Source organism: Collinsella sp. wc0529 (assembly GCF_046116875.1).
Classification (GTDB): Bacteria; Actinomycetota; Coriobacteriia; order Coriobacteriales; family Coriobacteriaceae; genus Collinsella.
In genome coordinates this window covers 470,731-488,726 of record NZ_JBJXBO010000001.1, presented here as the reverse complement: position 1 = coordinate 488,726, position 17,996 = coordinate 470,731, and the positions used below count along the sequence as shown (strand labels likewise).

The window sequence follows — 17,996 nt, the reverse complement described above, 5'->3', positions numbered from 1 at the left end:
CCTTTGTGGTGGTTGGTGGCTAAGCGGTGGGGAGTCCTGGCATGTTAGCCGGCTGCTGCGGCTTGAGGTGGGCGTTGCGCCAGATGATCTGGATAACGTAGCCGAGCATAAAGACAAAGGCTACGCCGCTGATGAAGTCACCTACGAGGGGAAGCCCCGTGAGGGCGCCTGCGATTACGCCGCCCACGGCTGCCATGGCGTAGCGGTTTTGGTTGTGTCCGACCATGCGGGAGATCGCGCACCCCGCAAAGGCACTCGACACCAACGCGATGCCGATAACGCCGCACAAGAGGGCTCCGGCAAGCGACAGACCAGCGATAGAGATAATTAGCAGTAGGACGGCGGGGACGATAGCAATCGTGCCCAGAAGACCGCTCACCCACAGGGGCATGGGGCGCTGGTGGAGCATGCCGGCGGCGCTGGCGGTCGCGCGCGGAAAGACGAGCTCGAGCAGCAGAGCGACAAAGCAGGTCGAGAGTGCCGCGGCGACGATACCGCCGATGACATCGTTAACGGTGGAAGTATCCTCGTTCTCGGTGCGGTCGATCTTGAGCGCGCCTACCTCGGCTCCTGCGGCACGCTCGGGGTCCTCGGAGACGTGCGCGTTCACGGTGCCGGTGATGTGGGCGTTCTTGCCCAGGATGAGCTTGTCGGCCCAAACCTCGACATCGCCCTCGACGGTGCCATCGATGGTCACCGTGTCGCCCGCAAGCGCTGCCGACTTGGTAGAGCCGCGCAGGGCAACCGTCTCGCCTATCGCGTAAAAACAGTTGGCGGTGCTGTCGGAATTGAGCACAACGTGCTGACCGACGACCGTGACGCTGCCATCAACCGTGGTCTTGGCGATATCGATAGTGCGTGCCGCCAAGCGGACGGCGCCGCCCACCGTGCAGTCGCGGATGGAGAGGCTCTCGCCTGCTGCAATTATGTCGCGACCGATGGACGCATCGTCCAAGTTGAGGGCCTGACCTGCCCAGTACAGGTCACCTTCGACGCCGGACGAATTGGCGTCATTGTCGGTCGCAAGTACGTTGCCTGCGGTGTCCGTGCCGGCGAACGACGCCGTGGGAAGCGCGGTGACCGCTAGAGCGATGAGCGCGAATAAGATCGTGATGCGGCCCCACGCTTTACGGCGCTGGGTCGACGGGAATTGATTACAGGGCATAGTGAATCCTTCGTCAGATGCTCGACATGCACCTAACAGGGTACCCAACGCGTGGGCGCTCTAAAAGAACCTCTCGGTTGCATTTCGAAGGATGAGCCCGCGCCACCTACTTTTTGCGGTGCAAAAAGCGTGCGATGTCATCCTCGGTGGGGCTTTTGATATCAAAGCGCAGCGACAGCCAGCGTAGTCCCATGGTCACCACGACGCAAACGACCAGTGCGACGACATTGCTGACCAAGCCGCTCATGACAAGGCAAACATAGCTTGCCGATCCGGCGATGGCCGCGATGGCATAGAAGTTGGTGCGTTGGAAGATACCCGGCACCACACCCATAAAACCATCTCGCAGCATGCCGCCGCCCACCGCGGTAAAAAAGCCCATCATGATGCACACCGCCGGCGCAAAGCCGTAGACCAGCGCCTTGTCTGCGCCGGTTGCCGCATAAATACCCACCGAGATGATATCGAGCAGGGGAATGAGCTTTTCGGGCTTGTCGACGATTGCCGGGAAGATGTAGATGATGGCCGCGGTGGCGATGGAGAGCGGGAGCGCCATCGGTTGGTTGAGGATGTAGACGTTGCCCACCTGCAGCGTCATATCGCGCAAAAGACCGCCGCCCAGTCCACAGACCACGGCGAGCGCGACGGCGCCCACCAGGTCGAGTTTGTGCTCGCGTGCGACCAACACGCCCGAGATCGATGCCGCGACGACGGCGAACATCTCGAGCCAAAACGGGATGGCAACCATGGCATCCGAGGCGTGTGCGGTAACGATCATAGCGGCGGCAACGGGCAAGATGGGGTCCTTTGAGTTACGGGTTTAGACAATGCCCGTACATAGTACATGTTCGGCGCCGATTGCGACCCTATTGCTCGGCAAACGGTCGGGACTGGGTACGGTCATAGGTTCCATGTTTGGGGATCCGGGTTGATGCTGAACGCGATGGGGGCGTGGTCGAATAGGAGGGATGTCCAAATTTTGAGCTCCGCTCAAAATTTATCCGGTCGGCTTGCGCCGACCGCGCTGCGCTAAAAACGCGCCACGGGCGCGTTTTCTTTACGCTCCGGGCCCTGGCGGGTTCGAATCCCTCCTCCTCCGCCGTGTTTGCTTGTTGGGGACTCAAAACAAAAAAGCTCCCATTCTCGGGAGCTTTTTCAACCAAAATGGCGGAGGAGGAGGGATTCGAACCCTCGTGACCTTATACAGGCCAAACGGTTTTCGAGACCGCCGCATTCAACCACTCTGCCACCCCTCCGCGTGGGGTAAAAACAAAGCAGGCTCGAAGGCCTGCTTTGGAATTAACTGGCGGAGAGTCAGGGATTTGAACCCTGGAGACGCTTTTGACGCCTACACGATTTCCAATCGTGCTCCTTCGGCCACTCGGACAACTCTCCGTTAAATGCGAAAGTCAGTATACACGAGGAATCGCAAAGTGCAAACAGAAAAGTTGGCATTTTTTAAAACGCTTGGCCGCGCTTGGCGTTGCAGCGGGGTTTGAGATGCCAAAAAACGGCTTCCGACCAGCGTAGTTGATCAACTCAATTGTTCAAAAGGGGTATTTATAAGCGATTTGGCAATGAATTTAAAAATCTTTGGGTGGTGCTGTGGGCCACTGGTATGCATTTTGTGACCACAACCATGCGCCCGTTGACCTGCGACTTGGCTCAGCTTGTCCTCACGGCACCGTATCTTGTCCACAGATCCGTCAAGCTTTTGGTCAGCATTTGGTTGGAATGCGCATGAAACGTCGTGCGAGTATGGGCATATGTGGAGGTCATGAGGTTGTAGCTGAACATTCTTGCAGCCTGGGAGGTTGAAAGATATTATTACCAAGTCTTTTCCTGCTTCAGGCGCACCTTCACGACCTGAAGCCACATTTGCCCAGAGGAGGTGACAATATGAAGGCTTATGAACTGCTGTTCTTTGTTGACCCGTCGCTCGACCCCGAGACTCGTCTCGCTGTTATGAAGCGTATCGATACCACGATCGCTGAGGGCGCTGGCAAGGTCGACTCCGTTGACGAGTGGGGCAAGCGCAAGCTCGCCTACGAGATCAACGACCTCACCGATGGTGACTACACCCTCATCAACTTCCACGCAGATCCTACCCAGATCGCCGAGCTTGATCGCGTCCTGCGCATCACCGACGCTGTGGTCCGCCACATGATCGTCCGTCGCGACGACCAGGAGTAAGACTGTCGTTTTGGACTGGGCTTGTGCCCCAAGAGGAAGTAGTGAGTTATGAGCATCAATCGAGTGAACATCACCGGTAACCTCACGCGTGATCCCGAGCTGCGCGCCACCGCCGGCGGAACCCAGGTTCTGTCCTTTGGCGTCGCCGTGAACGATCGTCGCCGCAACCCGCAGACTGGCGAGTGGGAGGACTATCCCAACTTTGTCGACTGCACTATGTTCGGCACGCGCGCCGAGGCCGTGAGCCGTTTCCTGGCAAAGGGAAACAAGGTCGCGATCGAGGGCAAGCTGCGCTACAGCTCTTGGGAGCGCGACGGCCAGCGCCGGAGCAAGCTTGAAGTCATCGTCGATGAGATCGAGTTTATGAGCTCCCGTGGTGGCCAGGGTGGCTACGATCAGGGCGGTTACGCCCCCGCAGCCCCTGCAGCGCCCGCACCGCGTCCTGCCGCACCGGTGGCTGCGCCGCCCGCGGTCGACGTCTACGATGAGGACATCCCGTTTTAAGGGCTGTTCACCTATTTTTGAGTGAGAGGCGGCTTCGGTTCGCCGAAGTTGCCAAACGAAAGGTATTTTGACATGGCTAATGATTTTTCTGCACGTCAGCCGCGTCGTAAGTACTGCCAGTTCTGCAAGGAGAACACTGAGTTCATCGACTATAAGGACACTCAGCTTCTCCGTAAGTACATGACCGACCGTGGCAAGATCAAGCCCCGTCGCGTCACTGGCGCTTGCACGCAGCATCAGCATGACATCGCCAACGCCATCAAGCGCGCCCGCGAGATGGCTCTCCTGCCGTACACCGTCCCCGTGGTTTCCTCTCGTGGCAACCGCGACCGCGGCTAAGAAGGGAGACGCGTCATGAAGGTTATTCTTCTCGATGAGATCAAGGGCAAGGGCGGCGAGGGTGACGTCGTAGAGGTCGCTCAGGGTTACGCTGAGAACTTCCTGTTCCCCAAGAAGCTCGCTGTTGCCGCCACCAAGGGCAACCTCAAGCAGCTTGACGAGCGTCGCAACAACATCGCCAAGCGCGAGGCCGTCCGTCTGGCTACCGCCAACGAGACCAAGGCTGCCTTCGAGGGCAAGACGGTCACCGTTGACGTCAAGGTCGGCGACGAGGGCATCCTCTTTGGCTCCGTTACCGCCGCTATGATCGCTGACGCCATCAAGGCTCAGCTCGGTATGGACATCGACCGCAAGCGCGTCGAGCTCGGTAAGCCCATCAAGGTTGCCGGTGCCCACACCGTTGCCATCTCGCTGTACCGCGAGATCAAGGCCGAGGTTGTCGTTCTCGTTGGCGTTACCGCCGAGGAGCTCGCTGCCGAGGCTGAGGCTGAGGAGGCCGCTGAGGTCGCCGAGGCCGAGACCGCCGAGGTCGAGACTGAGGCTGCTGCCGAGTAGCATTTGCTGCAACGCAACAATCTTGTTCTAAGAAGGGCGCTCTGGGAGACCAGGGCGCCCTTTTGTTTTCTACGCTTAGCGAGCGCCATGGCATGCGTTGCGGTGAAGTCCCAAATGCGGGACCGTTCATCCGTTTCGTTCGGTGATGATTGCCGGGGCGCGGCCCGTTTTGGGGTTGTGGCTGATACTATGGATGCTCGCAAGCGATATGAATGAGGATGCTCATGGCATACGACGATAGGGAGACGGGGCTGACGGTCGAGGACCGTGGCTCCAAGTTGGGTCTCCCTCAAAACCAAGATGCAGAGGCCAATGTACTGGCCGCCATGCTGCTGTCGCCCGAGGTGGTCGAGGAGGCCCAGGTCGAGCTGCAGCCCGATGACTTCTACCGGCCCATTCATAAGACCATCTACACCGCGATGGTCGATATGTACAACAGCCGCATTCCCATCGACTCTATCTCGCTGATCGATTACCTGCGCAGCATCAACAAGCTTGATGCCGTGGGCGGCGAGGCCTACATTTTGGAGCTGATGGGTCAGACCCTGTCGCTCGTGAACTGGCAGCACCATGCCGCCATCGTCCGTCGCGACTCGATGCTGCGCGAGCTGATCGGTGCCACCAACGAGATCAACGCGCTGGCCTATAACGCCCCTACCGACACCAAAGAGGTCGTGGAGCTGGCCGAGAGCAAGCTGCTCAAGGTCACGGCGCGCGAGGTCAAGTCGAGCTATAAGACACTGACCGAGTTTATGGTCGAGGCCTATAACGAGGCAGAGGAAGTGTGTAAGGCCGGTGGACAGGCCGCGGGCGTGCCCACCGGCTTCCCGTCGCTCGACCGCATGCTTATGGGTTTCCGCGAGGGCCAGCTCATCATTATCGGCGCCCGCCCTGCCGTGGGTAAGACGTCGTTCGCTCTGAACCTGGCGCTGAATGCCGCCGCTGCGGGCTATACCGTCGGTTTCTTTTCGCTGGAGATGTCGGGCAAGGAAATTGCCCAGCGCCTGATTTGCGCCTACGCCATGATCTCGATCAGCGACTTCCGTACGGGCCGCATTAGCCCCGAGCAGTGGGCCAATATCAACGAGGCCACGCAGACCTTGTCTAAGCTCGACATTCTGATTGACGATACGCCCGGCACCACGGTGACCGAGATCCGCGCCAAGAGCCGCCGCATGCTCCACAACAAGGAGAAGGCCATCATTATCCTGGACTACCTGCAGCTGGTGAGTCCTCCGCCGGGACGTCGCTCCGAGAGCCGTACCGTCGAGGTCTCCGAGATGTCGCGTGGTTTAAAGATCATGGCCAAGGAGCTTAAGATCCCGCTCATTGCGCTGTCGCAGCTGTCGCGTCAGGTCGAGTCCCGTACCGGCAAGCGCCCGCAGCTGTCCGACCTGCGTGAATCGGGCTCCATCGAGCAGGACGCCGACATCGTTATGTTCTTGGACCGCTCCGCCGATGAGGCCGAGGCCTCGCGTGACGATCGACCCGACGAGGGCGTTACGCGTATCGTCGTGGCCAAGAACCGTTCGGGCCCGATCGGTGACGTCGACCTGATGTTCCTGCCGGCATCCACCAAGTTCTATGAGCTTGATGGGGCGCATACCGAGGAGTAGGACAGGCGCCCGTTGCACGGGTATACTGGGAATGTTTTGTGCTTCTGCGTGCCGGCGTGGCGCGTAGACAGTCCATGAATGTGAGGAGTAAACATGCCGTCAACCGTTTTGGTCGGTGCCCAGTGGGGCGATGAGGGCAAGGGTAAGATTTGCGACCTGGTCGCCGGCGACTTCGATGCCGTCGTGCGCTACTCGGGCGGCAACAATGCCGGTCACACCATCGTCGTCAACGGCAAGAAGTACGGCCTGCACCAGGTGCCTTCCGGCATCATGTATTCCGACCACGTGTCGGTGATCGGTAACGGCTGCGTCGTCAACCCCAAGGTTGTCCTTGAGGAGATCGACATGTTCGAGGCCGACGGCATCACCACCAAGAACCTCAAGATTAGCGGCAACGCGCATGTCATCATGCCGTACCACATTGATCTGGATGGCGCCTTTGAGCAGAAGCTCGGCAAGAAGAACATCGGTACCACCAAGCGCGGCATCGGTCCGTGCTATCAGGACAAGATGGCCCGCATTGGCCTTCGCATGCAGGACATGCTGGACGAGGCGCTGTTCCGCGACAAGCTGGAGACCGCTCTCGCCCGCGTGAACCCCGAGCTCGAGCTCATCTACAACCTGCCCACCTACACCGTGGACCAGATTTGCGACGAGTACCTGCCGATGGCCGAGCGCCTGCGTCCCTACATCACCGAGACGAGCCTGCTGCTCAACAACATGATCGATGAGGGCAAGGACCTGCTGTTTGAGGGCGCCCAGGCGACGCTGCTCGACATCGACCACGGCACCTATCCGTACGTGACGTCTTCCAACTGCACCGCCGGCGGCGCCATCACCGGCTCCGGCGTCGGTATGAAGAACGTCGACCGCGTGCTGGGCGTCATGAAGGCCTATATCACCCGCGTCGGTTCGGGCCCCATGCCCACCGAGCTTTCCTATGAGTCCGAGGCTGGCCACACGCTGACCGAGGAGGGCTATGAGTACGGTGTGACCACCGGTCGCCGTCGTCGTTGCGGCTGGTTTGACGGCCCTATCGCCAACTATGCCTCGCGCGTCAACGGCCTCACCGACATCGCCGTGACCAAGCTCGACGTGCTTTCGGCCTTCGACACCATCAAGGTGTGCGTGGCCTACGACGTCGATGGCGAGCGCTATACCAGCGTGCCCGAGCATCAGGTGCGCTTTGAGCATGCCAAGCCCATCTACGAGGAGCTCCCTGGCTGGAAGTGCGACATCACCGGTTGCCGCAGCTTTGACGAGCTGCCGCAGGAGGCTCAGGACTACGTGGCGTTTATCGAGGATCTGGCACACACCCGCGTGACGTTCATTGGCGTTGGCGCTGGTCGCGAGCAGATCATCAACCGATTCTGGAAGTAATCGGGGCTATTTGGTTATTGCGATATACCCCTTTGCAGCCCAAGCGGGCGGCCGAGGGGTATATTTGCTTGCAAAGGGCTCGCGCGGAGCGGGCCGTTAATCCATAGAGGAGGCACCCTTGAAGGCGGACACTCAAACCATCGACATCCTGTTGTTGGGCAGCGGCGGCCGTGAGCATGCTTTGGCAGCTAAGCTCGCGGCATCACCGCGCGCCGGCAAGCTCTACATCGCGCCGGGCAACGGCGGCACCGCGAGCTGTGGCGAGAACGTTGTTCTCGACGACTGCGATCCTGCGGCCGTGGCGGCGTTTGCTCAGAGCCACGGATGCGGACTCGTGGTAATTGGCCCCGAGGCTCCGCTCGTGGCGGGCGTGGCCGACGCCGTGCGCGCGGCGGGTATTCCCTGCTTTGGCCCGGGTGCCGAGGGCGCCCAGATGGAGGGCTCTAAGCTGTTCTCCAAGCAGCTCATGGAGCGTGCGGGCATTCCGACGGCAGCCTATGGTTCGTTTACCGACGAGGCTTCGGCTCTCGCCTACGTGCGCGAGCAGGGCGCCCCGCTGGTCGTCAAGGCCGACGGCCTTGCCGCGGGCAAGGGCGTTATCGTGGCGACCGAACTTGAGCAGGCCGAGGAGGCCGTGCGTGAGTGTTTTGGCGGCACCTTTGGCGATGCCGGCAACACCGTGGTTATCGAGGAGATGCTCGTTGGCCCCGAGTGCTCGCTGCTGGCCTTTACCGACGGCAAGACCGTTCGCCCCATGGCCACCTCGCAGGACCACAAGCGCGCGCTCGAGGGCGACAAGGGCCCCAACACCGGTGGCATGGGCGTCTACAGCCCGGTGCCCATCGTGACTGACGAGGAGCACGCCACGATGGTGAAGGTCATGGAGCAGACCGTGGCCGAGCTCGCTGTCGAGGGTATCGACTACCGCGGCTGCCTGTACGGCGGCTTTATGCTCACGCCTGCCGGCCCCAAGGTGCTGGAGTTCAATGCCCGCTTTGGCGACCCCGAGACGCAGGTCGTGCTGCCGCGCCTTAAGAACGACTTGGTCGAGGTCATGCTGGCTTGTGCCAACTGCGAGCTCGATCAGATTGAGCTCGACTGGCGTGACGAGTGGGCCGTGGCCGTTGTCCTGACGAGCGCGGGCTATCCCGGCAGCTACGAGAAGGGCAAGGTCATCACCGGTATCGCCGATGCCGAGGCCATGGAGAACGTGACCGTGTACCACGCGGGCACCGCCGTGGTGGACGGCCAGCTCGTGACCAATGGTGGCCGCGTGCTTGCCGTGACCGCTCTGGGCGACACGTTCGAGAACGCTCGCAACCTTGCCTACGAGGCCTGCGAGAAGATTGATTTTGAGGGCAAGACCCTGCGTCACGACATCGGCCTGCGCGCGCTGCGCGGCCGCGACGCCTGGGATGCCTAAAATCCGAGAGGAATGAGACGGATGGACGAGAAGAACGAAGAGCTCGTGGACGCGCAGATCGTCGAAGAGGACAGCCGCGTGTATGGGCACGCCGAGGGCGAGCCTGGTGGCGAGGTCGCTGACGAGCCGGCGCTGGTGCTGGGCGATGACGACCCGCACGATGCCGAGCTGCACGAGAAGATTCTTTCGGAGGAGTGCGCCTGGAAGGGCAAGATCCTCGACGTCCACCGTCTTGAGGTTGAGCTGCCCAACGGTCGCCGCAGCGCCCGCGATATCGTTCGCCATCCGGGTGCGGCGGCTGTTGTGGCACTGACCGAGAGCGGCAAGATCGTACTGGTGCGTCAGTACCGCACCGCCATCGACCGCGTGACGGTCGAGATTCCCGCCGGCAAGCTCGATCCAGGCGAGGACCCGCTCGATTGCGCCAAGCGCGAGCTGCATGAGGAGACGGGCTTTAGGGCTGGTCGCATTCGCTTTTTGACGTCGATTGTCACGTCCTGTGGTTTTTGCGATGAGATTATCCACATCTACTTGGCTACCAAGCTCGAGTTTGATGCGCCCAACCCCGATGATGACGAGTTTGTCAACGTGGACCTGGTGCCGCTGCATGAGCTGATCGACGCCGTACTCGACGGCAAGATCGAAGACGCCAAGACCGTCGTGGGCGCCTTGGCCTGCGACAGCATCGCACACCGCCTTGGGGGCACGGAGCTCTAGGTTACGCGGTTTTACCAAACCGCGTAACGAGTCGACGCTGCAAACGCCCCTAAGCGGCAATCTGCCTTTCAATCGTCGCTCGCGTACCGAAGTACGCGTCGCTCCTCTTTCAAGACACCTTGCTCGCTTAGGGACGTTTTCGCTGACGTTGCTAGAACATCGGCGTTATGTTTGTTGGGACGCTTTGTTTTCAGCCCGACCGGCTCAACCGGATTTATCACGCTATTTATTTCTCTTCGAGGACTGCATGTTTAAGAGGTTTCTTTCGTATTACGAGCCCCAGATGGGGCTTTTTGTTGCTGATACTGTTTGTGCTCTGGTGCTTGCCGCCATTGACCTTGCTTTTCCTATTATTCTGCGTAATTTGACCGGTGGGCTATTTACTCAGGGTCAGGCTGCCATTATGCAGGCGCTCGGCATGATCGCGGTGGGCTTGGTGCTGATGTATGCCGTCCGCTGCGCCTGCCGCTACTTTGTGAGCTATTGGGGCCACGTGATGGGCGCGCGCATGGAGTCCAAAATGCGCGAGGACCTGTTCGACCAGTATGAGCGCTTTAGCTTTGCGTACTTCGACCGCAACAGCTCGGGTGACATGATGAGCCGCGTGGTCAACGACCTGTTCGATATCTGCGAGGCGGCGCATCACGTACCCGAGTGGATCATCATCTGCGGTATCGAGATTATCGGCTCGTTTGTGATCCTCTTTACCATCGCTCCGGTGCTGGCGCTTGCCATGGCCGTGGTGACGGCGGCGTTTGCGGTCGTCATGTTTTGGCAGAACATGCGCATGCGCGAGGTCTTTAGCGACAACCGCAAGAAGATCAGCGGCATTAATGCACAGCTGCAGGATTCTCTGGCGGGCATGCGCGTGGTCAAGAGCTTTGCCAACGAGGAGACCGAGCGTGCCAAGTTCCGTGCCTCTAACGACCGCTACCTTTTGTCCAAGGAGAACATGTATCACGCCATGGGCGTCTATACCGCGACGTATGGCCTGCTCTCGGGTGTGCTCTATGTGATCGTGGTGCTGCTGGGCGGCTGGCTGGTCGCCAAGGGACAGCTGCAGGCGGTCGATATGGCGACCTTTGCACTCTATATTTCGCTGTTCTGCACGCCGCTTGAGACGCTCGTCAATTCGGCCGAAACGTATCAGAAGGCTATCGCCGGCTTTAAGCGTATGGACGAGGTGCTCTCGACGGCGCCGGATATCCAGGACAAGCCGGGCGCTACGGATCTGCAGGTGACTGCCGGCGCCGTGGAGTATCACGACGTGTGCTTTAACTACGAGGATGTTGAGCTGGGCGAGGGCGATGCCGACGAGCGTCCTGTTATCGACCATATGGACCTGTCTATCAAGCCCGGGCAGACCATCGCGTTGGTTGGCCCCTCGGGTGGCGGCAAGTCCACGACCTGTTCGCTGCTGCCGCGCTTTTATGACGTGGCTACCGGATCCATTAGCATCGACGGTCAGGACGTGCGCGATGTGACGCAGCAGAGCCTGCGCCGCGCCATCGGCCTGGTGCAGCAGGATGTCTATCTGTTTGACGGTACGATTGGCGAGAACATCGCCTACGGCAAGCCGGGCGCTACGGCAGAAGAGATCGCCGAGGCCGCCCGTCGCGCCAACATCGATGCCTTTATCGAGTCGCTTCCGCAGGGCTACGACACCGTGGTGGGCGAGCGCGGCAGCCGTCTTTCGGGCGGACAGAAGCAGCGCGTTGCCATCGCGCGCGTGTTTCTCAAGAACCCCAAGATCCTGATTTTGGACGAGGCGACGAGTGCTTTGGATAACGAGAGCGAGGAGGCGGTGCAGGAGTCACTCGAAGAGCTGGCACGCGGCCGCACCACGATTGTCATCGCCCACCGTCTTTCGACCATTAAGCATGCCGATGAGATTGCGACCGTTGAGCATGGTCGCGTTGTGGAGCGTGGCACGCACGAGGAGCTTCTCGCCCGTGGCGGCACCTATGCCCGTTACTATCGAATGCAGTTCGAAGGTGCGCGTGCGCACGAGCTCGACTGATTGATATGACAGGAAGTTTATGGCTGACAAGAACCCTTTGACTCCGGAAGAAGTGACGGAGTTATTCTCCGAAATCGATGCATCCGGCGTCTTGGATCCCACGCTCGCCAAAAAGCGTACCGAGCGCATGCGTGAGAAGGAGGCTGCGGCCAAGCGCGGTGACAAAGCGGCGCTAGCGCAGCTGCGCAGCGAGGACCGCGCGAGCCAGGCAAAACATATCGACCCGCTGTCCGAGGACGATCCTTCGGGCTCGCAGGTGAGCCATACCATTACGAAGACCGCGATGGCCGTGGTCATCGGTATTTTGGTGCTGATCGTGGGCATGCAGATTGGCTACGGCGTGATGCGTCGTCTGAACACCGCCAACCTGTCCGAGAGCGTTTCGGTCGATACCGTTTCGACGGCGCTGAAGGGCGGCCTTGAGTGGGGCAACGGCTTTACGCAGTTCCCGCTCGACTTCACCGTCGATGAAGCCGATGAACGCACGGGCACGGTCGAGGTGACGGTGTTGGACACATCGTCTGCCAACGAGCTCGAGCTGCTGTCCAACGGGCAGATTCAGGCCGCGGCGCTTGCGACCAACGCGTTGCTCAACGATAAGATCGACCGCGTGGTGTATAACGTTCACGCCTATATCGACGAGGATAGCAACATTCAGCACGATTCCTTCTTTGGCATGTTCCCCGCGCGCGGCCACCAGAGTGCCATTTTGACGTTCGTGTGGACCAAGAGCTCATCCAACGCCACGAGTATCGACTGGAAGATGCGCATCGTGAGTATGGATGACACCATCGCCGAGCGCATCCAGAAGCAGGTGAACTCGGTGTCGTCGTTGATTGAGGACCCGGTGGTGAGCCAGACCAAGATTGACGAGGAAAAGGCCGAACGTGACCTGGAGCATCGTCTGCATGGCCGCGAGATTTTCCGCGGCGGCAAGCCCGATCGCACACCGTCCGAACTGCTGGAGCAGGACAAGAAATAATAAGACGTCATCATCCCGCGTGAGCCACAAGCCTCGCGGGATGATTTTTTAATCCCCGTCCCAGAAAAATCATTATGCATAGAAAGTCATAATTATCATTTCGTAAACATTTCGATGAAATTAACGCCATGAGGCATGCTTGCGGTTACAATACCGCGAGGCCTAACTACACACCTTTAAGCCGGTCCTGTGAGACCGGGAAGGAGAATTATGGCGAACAACCATACCGCGGGCGCTACCGCCCGCACCTTCGCGCCCAGCGAGCTTTGCCAGCGTATGCTGGCCAAAACCAGCAAGGGCACCTGCGGTCCCTGCATCCTGTATCTTGAGGATGGGACCATTTTTTATGGACGTGCATGCGGCGCCGAGGGCACCGCGACCGGCGAAGTCTGCTTCAACACCTCGCTCGAGGGCTACTTTGAGGTCATGACCGACCCGAGTTATGCCGGCCAAATCGTAACCATGACCTATCCGCAGATCGGCAACTACGGTATCGACGAGACCGACGTCCAGTCGGCCTTCCCCGGCGACGCCGTGCGCCCTGCGAGCGCTCCGGCCATGCGCGGCATGATCGTTCGCGACATGTGCGCCACGCCTTCTAACTGGCGCTCGGCCGTTAGCGTGCCGGAGTACCTGCGCGCTCACGGCATCGTCGCTATCGAGGGTGTCGACACCCGCGCTCTGGTGCGCCATCTGCGCGACAATGGTTCCAAGATGGGCATTATCTCAACCGAGTTCTTCGACGTCGACGAGCTTGCCGAGCGTCTGGCCGCAGCGCCCACGCTGGTAGGCGAGAACCTGGTCAAGACCGTAAGTTGCCCCGCGCCTCATGAGTTTGTGGCCGCCGACCTGCCTGCCACGCATGACTTTGCGCTTACGGCTGCCGCTCCTGCCCGTCACAAAGTGGTCGCCTACGACTGCGGTGTGAAGCGCGGCATTCTGGAGGGTCTGGTCCGCGCCGGCTGCGACCTTACCGTCGTGCCGTGGGATACGCCTGCGAGTGAGGTGCTCGACATGAATCCCGACGGTGTCTTTTTGTCCAATGGTCCCGGCGACCCCGACGCCGTGGTGGAGACCTACGAGCAGGTGCAGCAGCTGATCGGCAAGGTGCCGGTCTTTGGTATTTGTCTTGGTCACCAGATGATCAACCTGGCCTGCGGCGCTCAGATGGAAAAGCTTAAGTTCGGTCACCGCGGTGGCAACCAGCCGGTCATGAACCTGGTAAGCCGTCGCGTGGAGATTACCGCGCAAAACCATGGCTTTGGTCTGCTGTTCCCCAGCTTGGGCAAGCTTGTCCCCGAGCTTTCCGGCGGCGAGACCGAGCATGCGGCCGATGGAGATCTGCGCGTCTGGGTGCGCCGCGGAATCGCGCCGGTCGTGATGAACGAGCGCTTTGGCCGCATTCGCCTGACGCACGTGAACCTCAACGACGGCACCGCCGAGGGCATCCAGCTGCTCGACGCCCCGTGCTTCTCGGTCCAGTACCACCCCGAGGCTTCGCCTGGCCCCACCGATGCCCACTATCTCTTTACCGCCTTTACGCGACTCATGGACGGCGAGGAGAACTACCTGAACATCGATACCGCGAAGGACCGCCTGGCTGGCTGGAACTTTGCTGAGACCGCCGCGACCGAGACCGAGGAGAACTAACATGCCGAAACGTACTGACATCAAGCGTATCCTCGTTATCGGTTCGGGCCCCATTGTCATTGGCCAGGCCTGCGAGTTCGATTACTCCGGCGCCCAGGCCTGCAAGGTGCTCAAGGAGGATGGCTTTGAGGTCATCCTGGTCAACTCCAACCCGGCGACCATCATGACCGACCCGGGCTTGGCCGATCGCACCTATGTTGAGCCCATCACCGCCGAGTTTATCGAGCGCGTAATCAAGAAAGAGCGCCCGGACGCGCTACTGCCCACGCTGGGCGGCCAGACCGGTTTGAACGCCGCCGTCGAGCTGGCGAAAGACGGCACGCTGGACAAGTACGGCGTCGAGATGATCGGTTGCGACCTGGCCGCCATCGAGCGCGGCGAGGACCGCAAACTCTTTAACGAGGCCATGGCCGAGATTGGCCTGGAGGTCGCGCGCTCGGGCTATGCCTACAGCGTGGCCGACGCCGAGGCCATCGCCGAGCGTGTGGGCTATCCCTGCGTACTGCGCCCGAGCTTTACCCTCGGCGGCGCCGGTGGCGGCATCGCTCATACCCACGAGGAGCTCGTCTCCATCGTGAGCCAGGGCCTTGAGCTCTCGCCTGCCCATGAGGTACTGGTCGAGGAGTCCATCGAGGGTTGGAAAGAGTACGAGATGGAGGTCATGCGTGACCACGCCGGCAACGGCATCATCGTGTGCTCTATCGAGAACCTCGACCCCATGGGCGTGCATACCGGCGACTCCATCACCGTGGCGCCGGCGCAGACGCTCTCCGACCTTGAGTATCAGCGCATGCGTGTCGCCTCGCTCGCCATCTTGGAGAAGATCGGCGTCGAGACCGGCGGCTCCAACGTGCAGTTTGCCGTGAACCCCAACACCGGCCGCCTGATCGTCATCGAGATGAACCCGCGCGTGAGCCGTTCGTCCGCGCTGGCCTCCAAGGCCACGGGTTTCCCCATCGCCAAGGCCGCCGCGCGCCTTGCCGTGGGCTACACGCTCGACGAGATCGTCAACGACATTACCAAGGCAACGCCTGCCTGCTTTGAGCCCACGATTGACTACTGCGTGGTCAAGGTGCCGCGCTTTGCCTTCGAGAAGTTCAAGGGTACCGATCCCACGCTCACCACGCGCATGAAGGCCGTGGGCGAGATCATGGCGATCGGCCGCACCTTTGAGGAGGCCTTTGGCAAGGCCATGCGTTCGCTGGAGGATGGCCACCAGGGCATTTGCGCCGGTGGCAAAGAGGGTGCCGATAAGCTGAGCGACGATGAGCTTGCTCAGGCTGTGGCAACCCCGACCGAGCACCGCATCTTCTTTGTGGTCGAGGCCCTGCGCCGTGGCTGGGACATCGCTCGCATCCATGCCACCTGCGGCATCGACCCGTGGTACCTCAACCGCATCAACGACATGGTGCAGGTTCAGGAGAGCATCCGCGGCCTGCGTGTGGAGGATATCGACGCCGACGCGATGCGCCTGCTCAAGCAGTACGGCACGAGCGACGCCGAGATTGCCGCGCTGACCGGCTCGGACGAGCGCTTTGTGCGCGCCTATCGCAAGGGCCTGGGCGTGGTTCCCAGCATGAAGACGGTTGATACCTGCGCTGCGGAGTTCTCGAGCGCCACGGAGTACCACTACAAGACGTACGAGAACATCTACCGCACGAGCCCGGATGCCAAGAAGTGCGTGGCTCCCGACGAGACCACGCCGGCGGACAAGCCCAAGGCGATGATCCTGGGCGCCGGCCCCAACCGCATTGGCCAGGGTATCGAGTTCGATTACTGCTGTGTGCACGCGAGCTACGCGCTGGCGGCCCGCGGCTTTGAGACCATCATGGTCAACTGCAATCCCGAGACCGTCTCGACCGACTATGACACGTCCGACCGTCTGTACTTTGAGCCGCTCACCTACGAGGACGTCATGGACGTTATCGACGTTGAGCGCCCCGATGGCGTCGTGGTGACGCTCGGCGGCCAGACCCCGCTTAAGCTGGCGCGCATGCTCGAGGAGAGCGGCGTGAACATCATGGGCACCAAGCCCGATGCCATCGACTTTGCCGAGGACCGCGAGCGCTTCGCCGCTCTGCTCGACAAGCTGGGTATCATGTACCCGCCGGCGGGCCAGGCCACCTCGTTTGAGGAGGCCGAGGCCGTGGCCGCGCACATCGGCTACCCACTGCTGGTGCGTCCGAGCTACGTGCTGGGCGGCCGCGGCATGATGATCGCCTACGATGCCGAGCATCTGCGCGATTACATGGCCGAGGCCGCGCGCATTAGCCCCGACTACCCGGTGTACCTCGATCGCTTCCTGGAGGGTGCGATCGAGTCCGATGTCGACGCCCTGTGCGATGGCGAAGAGGTCTACATCGGCGGCATTCTGGAGCATATCGAGGAGGCCGGTATTCACTCCGGCGACTCTGCGACCTGCATTCCGCCGTTCAGCTTTAGCGAGAGCCTGCAGGCGAAGCTCCGCGAGACCACGCGCCGCATCGCGATGGCGCTGGGCGTACGCGGCCTGGTTAACGTGCAGTACGCCATCAAGGGCGAGACCGTTTACGTGATCGAGGCCAACCCGCGTGCCAGCCGCACCGTGCCGTTTATCTCCAAGGCCACCGGCGTGCCGCTGGCCAAGTGTGCGGCGCGTATCATGGCGGGCGATTCCATCGCCAGCCTGGGCCTGCCGAGCGACGAGCGTCAGCTCGATTGGTTCTGCATGAAGGAAGCCGTTATGCCCTGGGGTCGTTTCCCGGGCGCCGACGTTATCCTGGGTCCCGAGATGAAGTCGACGGGCGAGGTCATGGGTATCGCCAAGAGCTATCCCGAGGCATACGCCAAGACGCAGCTGGCGATCGACTACAAGCTGCCCGACCCGAGCGCCGGCAAGGTGTTCATTAGCGTGTGCGATCGCGACAAGCGCCACATCCTTTCGGTCGCGCGTATCCTTCGCTACCTGGGCTTTGATATCTGCTCCACCGAGGGTACGGCGCGCGTGCTGCGTGGCGGCAACGTGACGTGCGAGGTCGTGGAAAAGATTAGCGGCCCGCACGACGGCGAGCGTCCCAATATCGGTGACCTGATCGCCGATGGCAAGATTGCGGTAATCATCAATACGCCATACGGCCCGGGCTCGCGTGGCGACGGCTATCTGTTGCGTACCGAGGCGGTGCGCCGCGGCGTGACCTGCGTGACCGCGATGTCTGCCGCCAACACGTACGTGAGTGCTATCGAGGCCGTGCGCGAGGACCAGCAGGGCCACGGCAGTGCCAACGACATGGGCATGGACGTCATCGCCCTGCAGGACCTGCCGCAGTACACGGTGTAGTTGACCTGGCCGGCCGGGGCGGGAGGGGCCGAGATTTCCCCCTTTCGCTCCGGCTGCAAGCAGAGTCGCTCAGGAGGAAACTCGGCCCCTCTTGCCCCGACGCACTGTGTCTAGACGGATTGCACCTCCTGTTTTT

At 61.0% G+C, this 17,996-nt stretch carries 14 protein-coding genes and 2 tRNA genes; 12 read left to right on the top strand and 4 right to left on the bottom strand.

Annotated features, from left to right (window positions below; genetic code table 11):
* Nucleotides 1–19: 19 nt before the first annotated feature.
* From ACKUTP_RS02050 to ACKUTP_RS02035, 4 genes are all read right to left on the bottom strand, one after another.
* The gene (locus ACKUTP_RS02050; protein WP_409063444.1) at nucleotides 20–1,165 is read right to left on the bottom strand and encodes a hypothetical protein; all 1,146 of its coding nucleotides are present in this window, start codon (nucleotides 1,163–1,165) and stop codon (nucleotides 20–22) included.
* A gap of 106 nt (nucleotides 1,166–1,271) precedes the next feature.
* Nucleotides 1,272–1,961, bottom strand: coding sequence for a trimeric intracellular cation channel family protein (locus ACKUTP_RS02045; RefSeq protein ID WP_229065363.1), 690 nt, complete (start codon nucleotides 1,959–1,961; stop codon nucleotides 1,272–1,274).
* Between the two features lie 369 nt (nucleotides 1,962–2,330).
* Nucleotides 2,331–2,421: transfer RNA gene (locus ACKUTP_RS02040), tRNA-Ser, on the bottom strand.
* 48 nt (nucleotides 2,422–2,469) lie between these two features.
* Nucleotides 2,470–2,560: transfer RNA gene (locus tag ACKUTP_RS02035), tRNA-Ser, on the bottom strand.
* Between the two features lie 504 nt (nucleotides 2,561–3,064).
* Between ACKUTP_RS02035 and rpsF the strand changes: the two genes are divergently transcribed.
* The 12 genes from rpsF to carB all read left to right on the top strand — a co-directional run bounded on the left by rpsF (nucleotide 3,065) and on the right by carB (nucleotide 17,860).
* On the top strand, nucleotides 3,065–3,358 hold the full coding sequence (gene rpsF, locus ACKUTP_RS02030) for a 30S ribosomal protein S6 (protein WP_006235831.1): 294 nt from the start codon (nucleotides 3,065–3,067) through the stop codon (nucleotides 3,356–3,358).
* Between the two features lie 48 nt (nucleotides 3,359–3,406).
* Complete coding sequence (locus ACKUTP_RS02025) at nucleotides 3,407–3,862, top strand: single-stranded DNA-binding protein (protein WP_409063443.1); 456 nt, start codon at nucleotides 3,407–3,409, stop codon at nucleotides 3,860–3,862.
* Between the two features lie 72 nt (nucleotides 3,863–3,934).
* A complete protein-coding gene (rpsR, locus tag ACKUTP_RS02020; RefSeq protein WP_006235829.1) occupies nucleotides 3,935–4,201 on the top strand; it encodes a 30S ribosomal protein S18 in 267 nt (88 codons plus the stop codon).
* Between the two features lie 15 nt (nucleotides 4,202–4,216).
* On the top strand, nucleotides 4,217–4,756 hold the full coding sequence (rplI, locus tag ACKUTP_RS02015) for a 50S ribosomal protein L9 (RefSeq protein WP_055310293.1): 540 nt from the start codon (nucleotides 4,217–4,219) through the stop codon (nucleotides 4,754–4,756).
* Between the two features lie 218 nt (nucleotides 4,757–4,974).
* Entirely contained in the window at nucleotides 4,975–6,372 is a 1,398-nt protein-coding gene (gene dnaB, locus ACKUTP_RS02010; protein ID WP_117778659.1) for a replicative DNA helicase, read from the top strand.
* Nucleotides 6,373–6,465: 93 nt separating this feature from the next.
* A complete protein-coding gene (locus ACKUTP_RS02005) occupies nucleotides 6,466–7,752 on the top strand; it encodes an adenylosuccinate synthase (RefSeq protein WP_022094075.1) in 1,287 nt (428 codons plus the stop codon).
* Nucleotides 7,753–7,870: 118 nt separating this feature from the next.
* Nucleotides 7,871–9,175: a phosphoribosylamine--glycine ligase gene (gene purD / locus ACKUTP_RS02000; protein WP_409063442.1), complete on the top strand. Its 1,305-nt coding sequence runs from the start codon at nucleotides 7,871–7,873 to the stop codon at nucleotides 9,173–9,175.
* 21 nt (nucleotides 9,176–9,196) lie between these two features.
* On the top strand, nucleotides 9,197–9,892 hold the full coding sequence (locus tag ACKUTP_RS01995) for an NUDIX domain-containing protein (protein WP_195568396.1): 696 nt from the start codon (nucleotides 9,197–9,199) through the stop codon (nucleotides 9,890–9,892).
* A 247-nt stretch (nucleotides 9,893–10,139) separates the two neighbouring features.
* Nucleotides 10,140–11,912 (top strand): ABC transporter ATP-binding protein, encoded by a 1,773-nt coding sequence (locus tag ACKUTP_RS01990; protein ID WP_409063441.1) that lies wholly within the window; start codon nucleotides 10,140–10,142, stop codon nucleotides 11,910–11,912.
* Between the two features lie 19 nt (nucleotides 11,913–11,931).
* On the top strand, nucleotides 11,932–12,894 hold the full coding sequence (locus ACKUTP_RS01985; protein ID WP_035136527.1) for a hypothetical protein: 963 nt from the start codon (nucleotides 11,932–11,934) through the stop codon (nucleotides 12,892–12,894).
* A 210-nt stretch (nucleotides 12,895–13,104) separates the two neighbouring features.
* Complete coding sequence (carA, locus tag ACKUTP_RS01980; RefSeq protein WP_238023200.1) at nucleotides 13,105–14,544, top strand: glutamine-hydrolyzing carbamoyl-phosphate synthase small subunit; 1,440 nt, start codon at nucleotides 13,105–13,107, stop codon at nucleotides 14,542–14,544.
* A 1-nt stretch (nucleotide 14,545) separates the two neighbouring features.
* Complete coding sequence (gene carB / locus ACKUTP_RS01975) at nucleotides 14,546–17,860, top strand: carbamoyl-phosphate synthase large subunit (RefSeq protein ID WP_409063440.1); 3,315 nt, start codon at nucleotides 14,546–14,548, stop codon at nucleotides 17,858–17,860.
* The last annotated feature ends 136 nt before the right edge of the window (nucleotides 17,861–17,996 follow it).

What these genes read in the sequence shown, in the direction of transcription:
- rplI (WP_055310293.1), top strand. Translation starts at nt 4,217, where the DNA reads ATGAAGGTTATTCTTCTCGATGAGATCAAGGGCAAGGGCGGCGAGGGT.
- ACKUTP_RS02005 (WP_022094075.1), top strand. Translation starts at nt 6,466, where the DNA reads ATGCCGTCAACCGTTTTGGTCGGTGCCCAGTGGGGCGATGAGGGCAAG.
- carA (WP_238023200.1), top strand. Translation starts at nt 13,105, where the DNA reads ATGGCGAACAACCATACCGCGGGCGCTACCGCCCGCACCTTCGCGCCC.
- rpsF (WP_006235831.1), top strand. Translation starts at nt 3,065, where the DNA reads ATGAAGGCTTATGAACTGCTGTTCTTTGTTGACCCGTCGCTCGACCCC.
- carB (WP_409063440.1), top strand. Translation starts at nt 14,546, where the DNA reads ATGCCGAAACGTACTGACATCAAGCGTATCCTCGTTATCGGTTCGGGC.
- ACKUTP_RS01995 (WP_195568396.1), top strand. Translation starts at nt 9,197, where the DNA reads ATGGACGAGAAGAACGAAGAGCTCGTGGACGCGCAGATCGTCGAAGAG.
- dnaB (WP_117778659.1), top strand. Translation starts at nt 4,975, where the DNA reads ATGCTCATGGCATACGACGATAGGGAGACGGGGCTGACGGTCGAGGAC.
- ACKUTP_RS01990 (WP_409063441.1), top strand. Translation starts at nt 10,140, where the DNA reads ATGTTTAAGAGGTTTCTTTCGTATTACGAGCCCCAGATGGGGCTTTTT.
- ACKUTP_RS02050 (WP_409063444.1), bottom strand. Translation starts at nt 1,165, where the DNA reads ATGCCCTGTAATCAATTCCCGTCGACCCAGCGCCGTAAAGCGTGGGGC.
- ACKUTP_RS01985 (WP_035136527.1), top strand. Translation starts at nt 11,932, where the DNA reads ATGGCTGACAAGAACCCTTTGACTCCGGAAGAAGTGACGGAGTTATTC.
- rpsR (WP_006235829.1), top strand. Translation starts at nt 3,935, where the DNA reads ATGGCTAATGATTTTTCTGCACGTCAGCCGCGTCGTAAGTACTGCCAG.
- ACKUTP_RS02025 (WP_409063443.1), top strand. Translation starts at nt 3,407, where the DNA reads ATGAGCATCAATCGAGTGAACATCACCGGTAACCTCACGCGTGATCCC.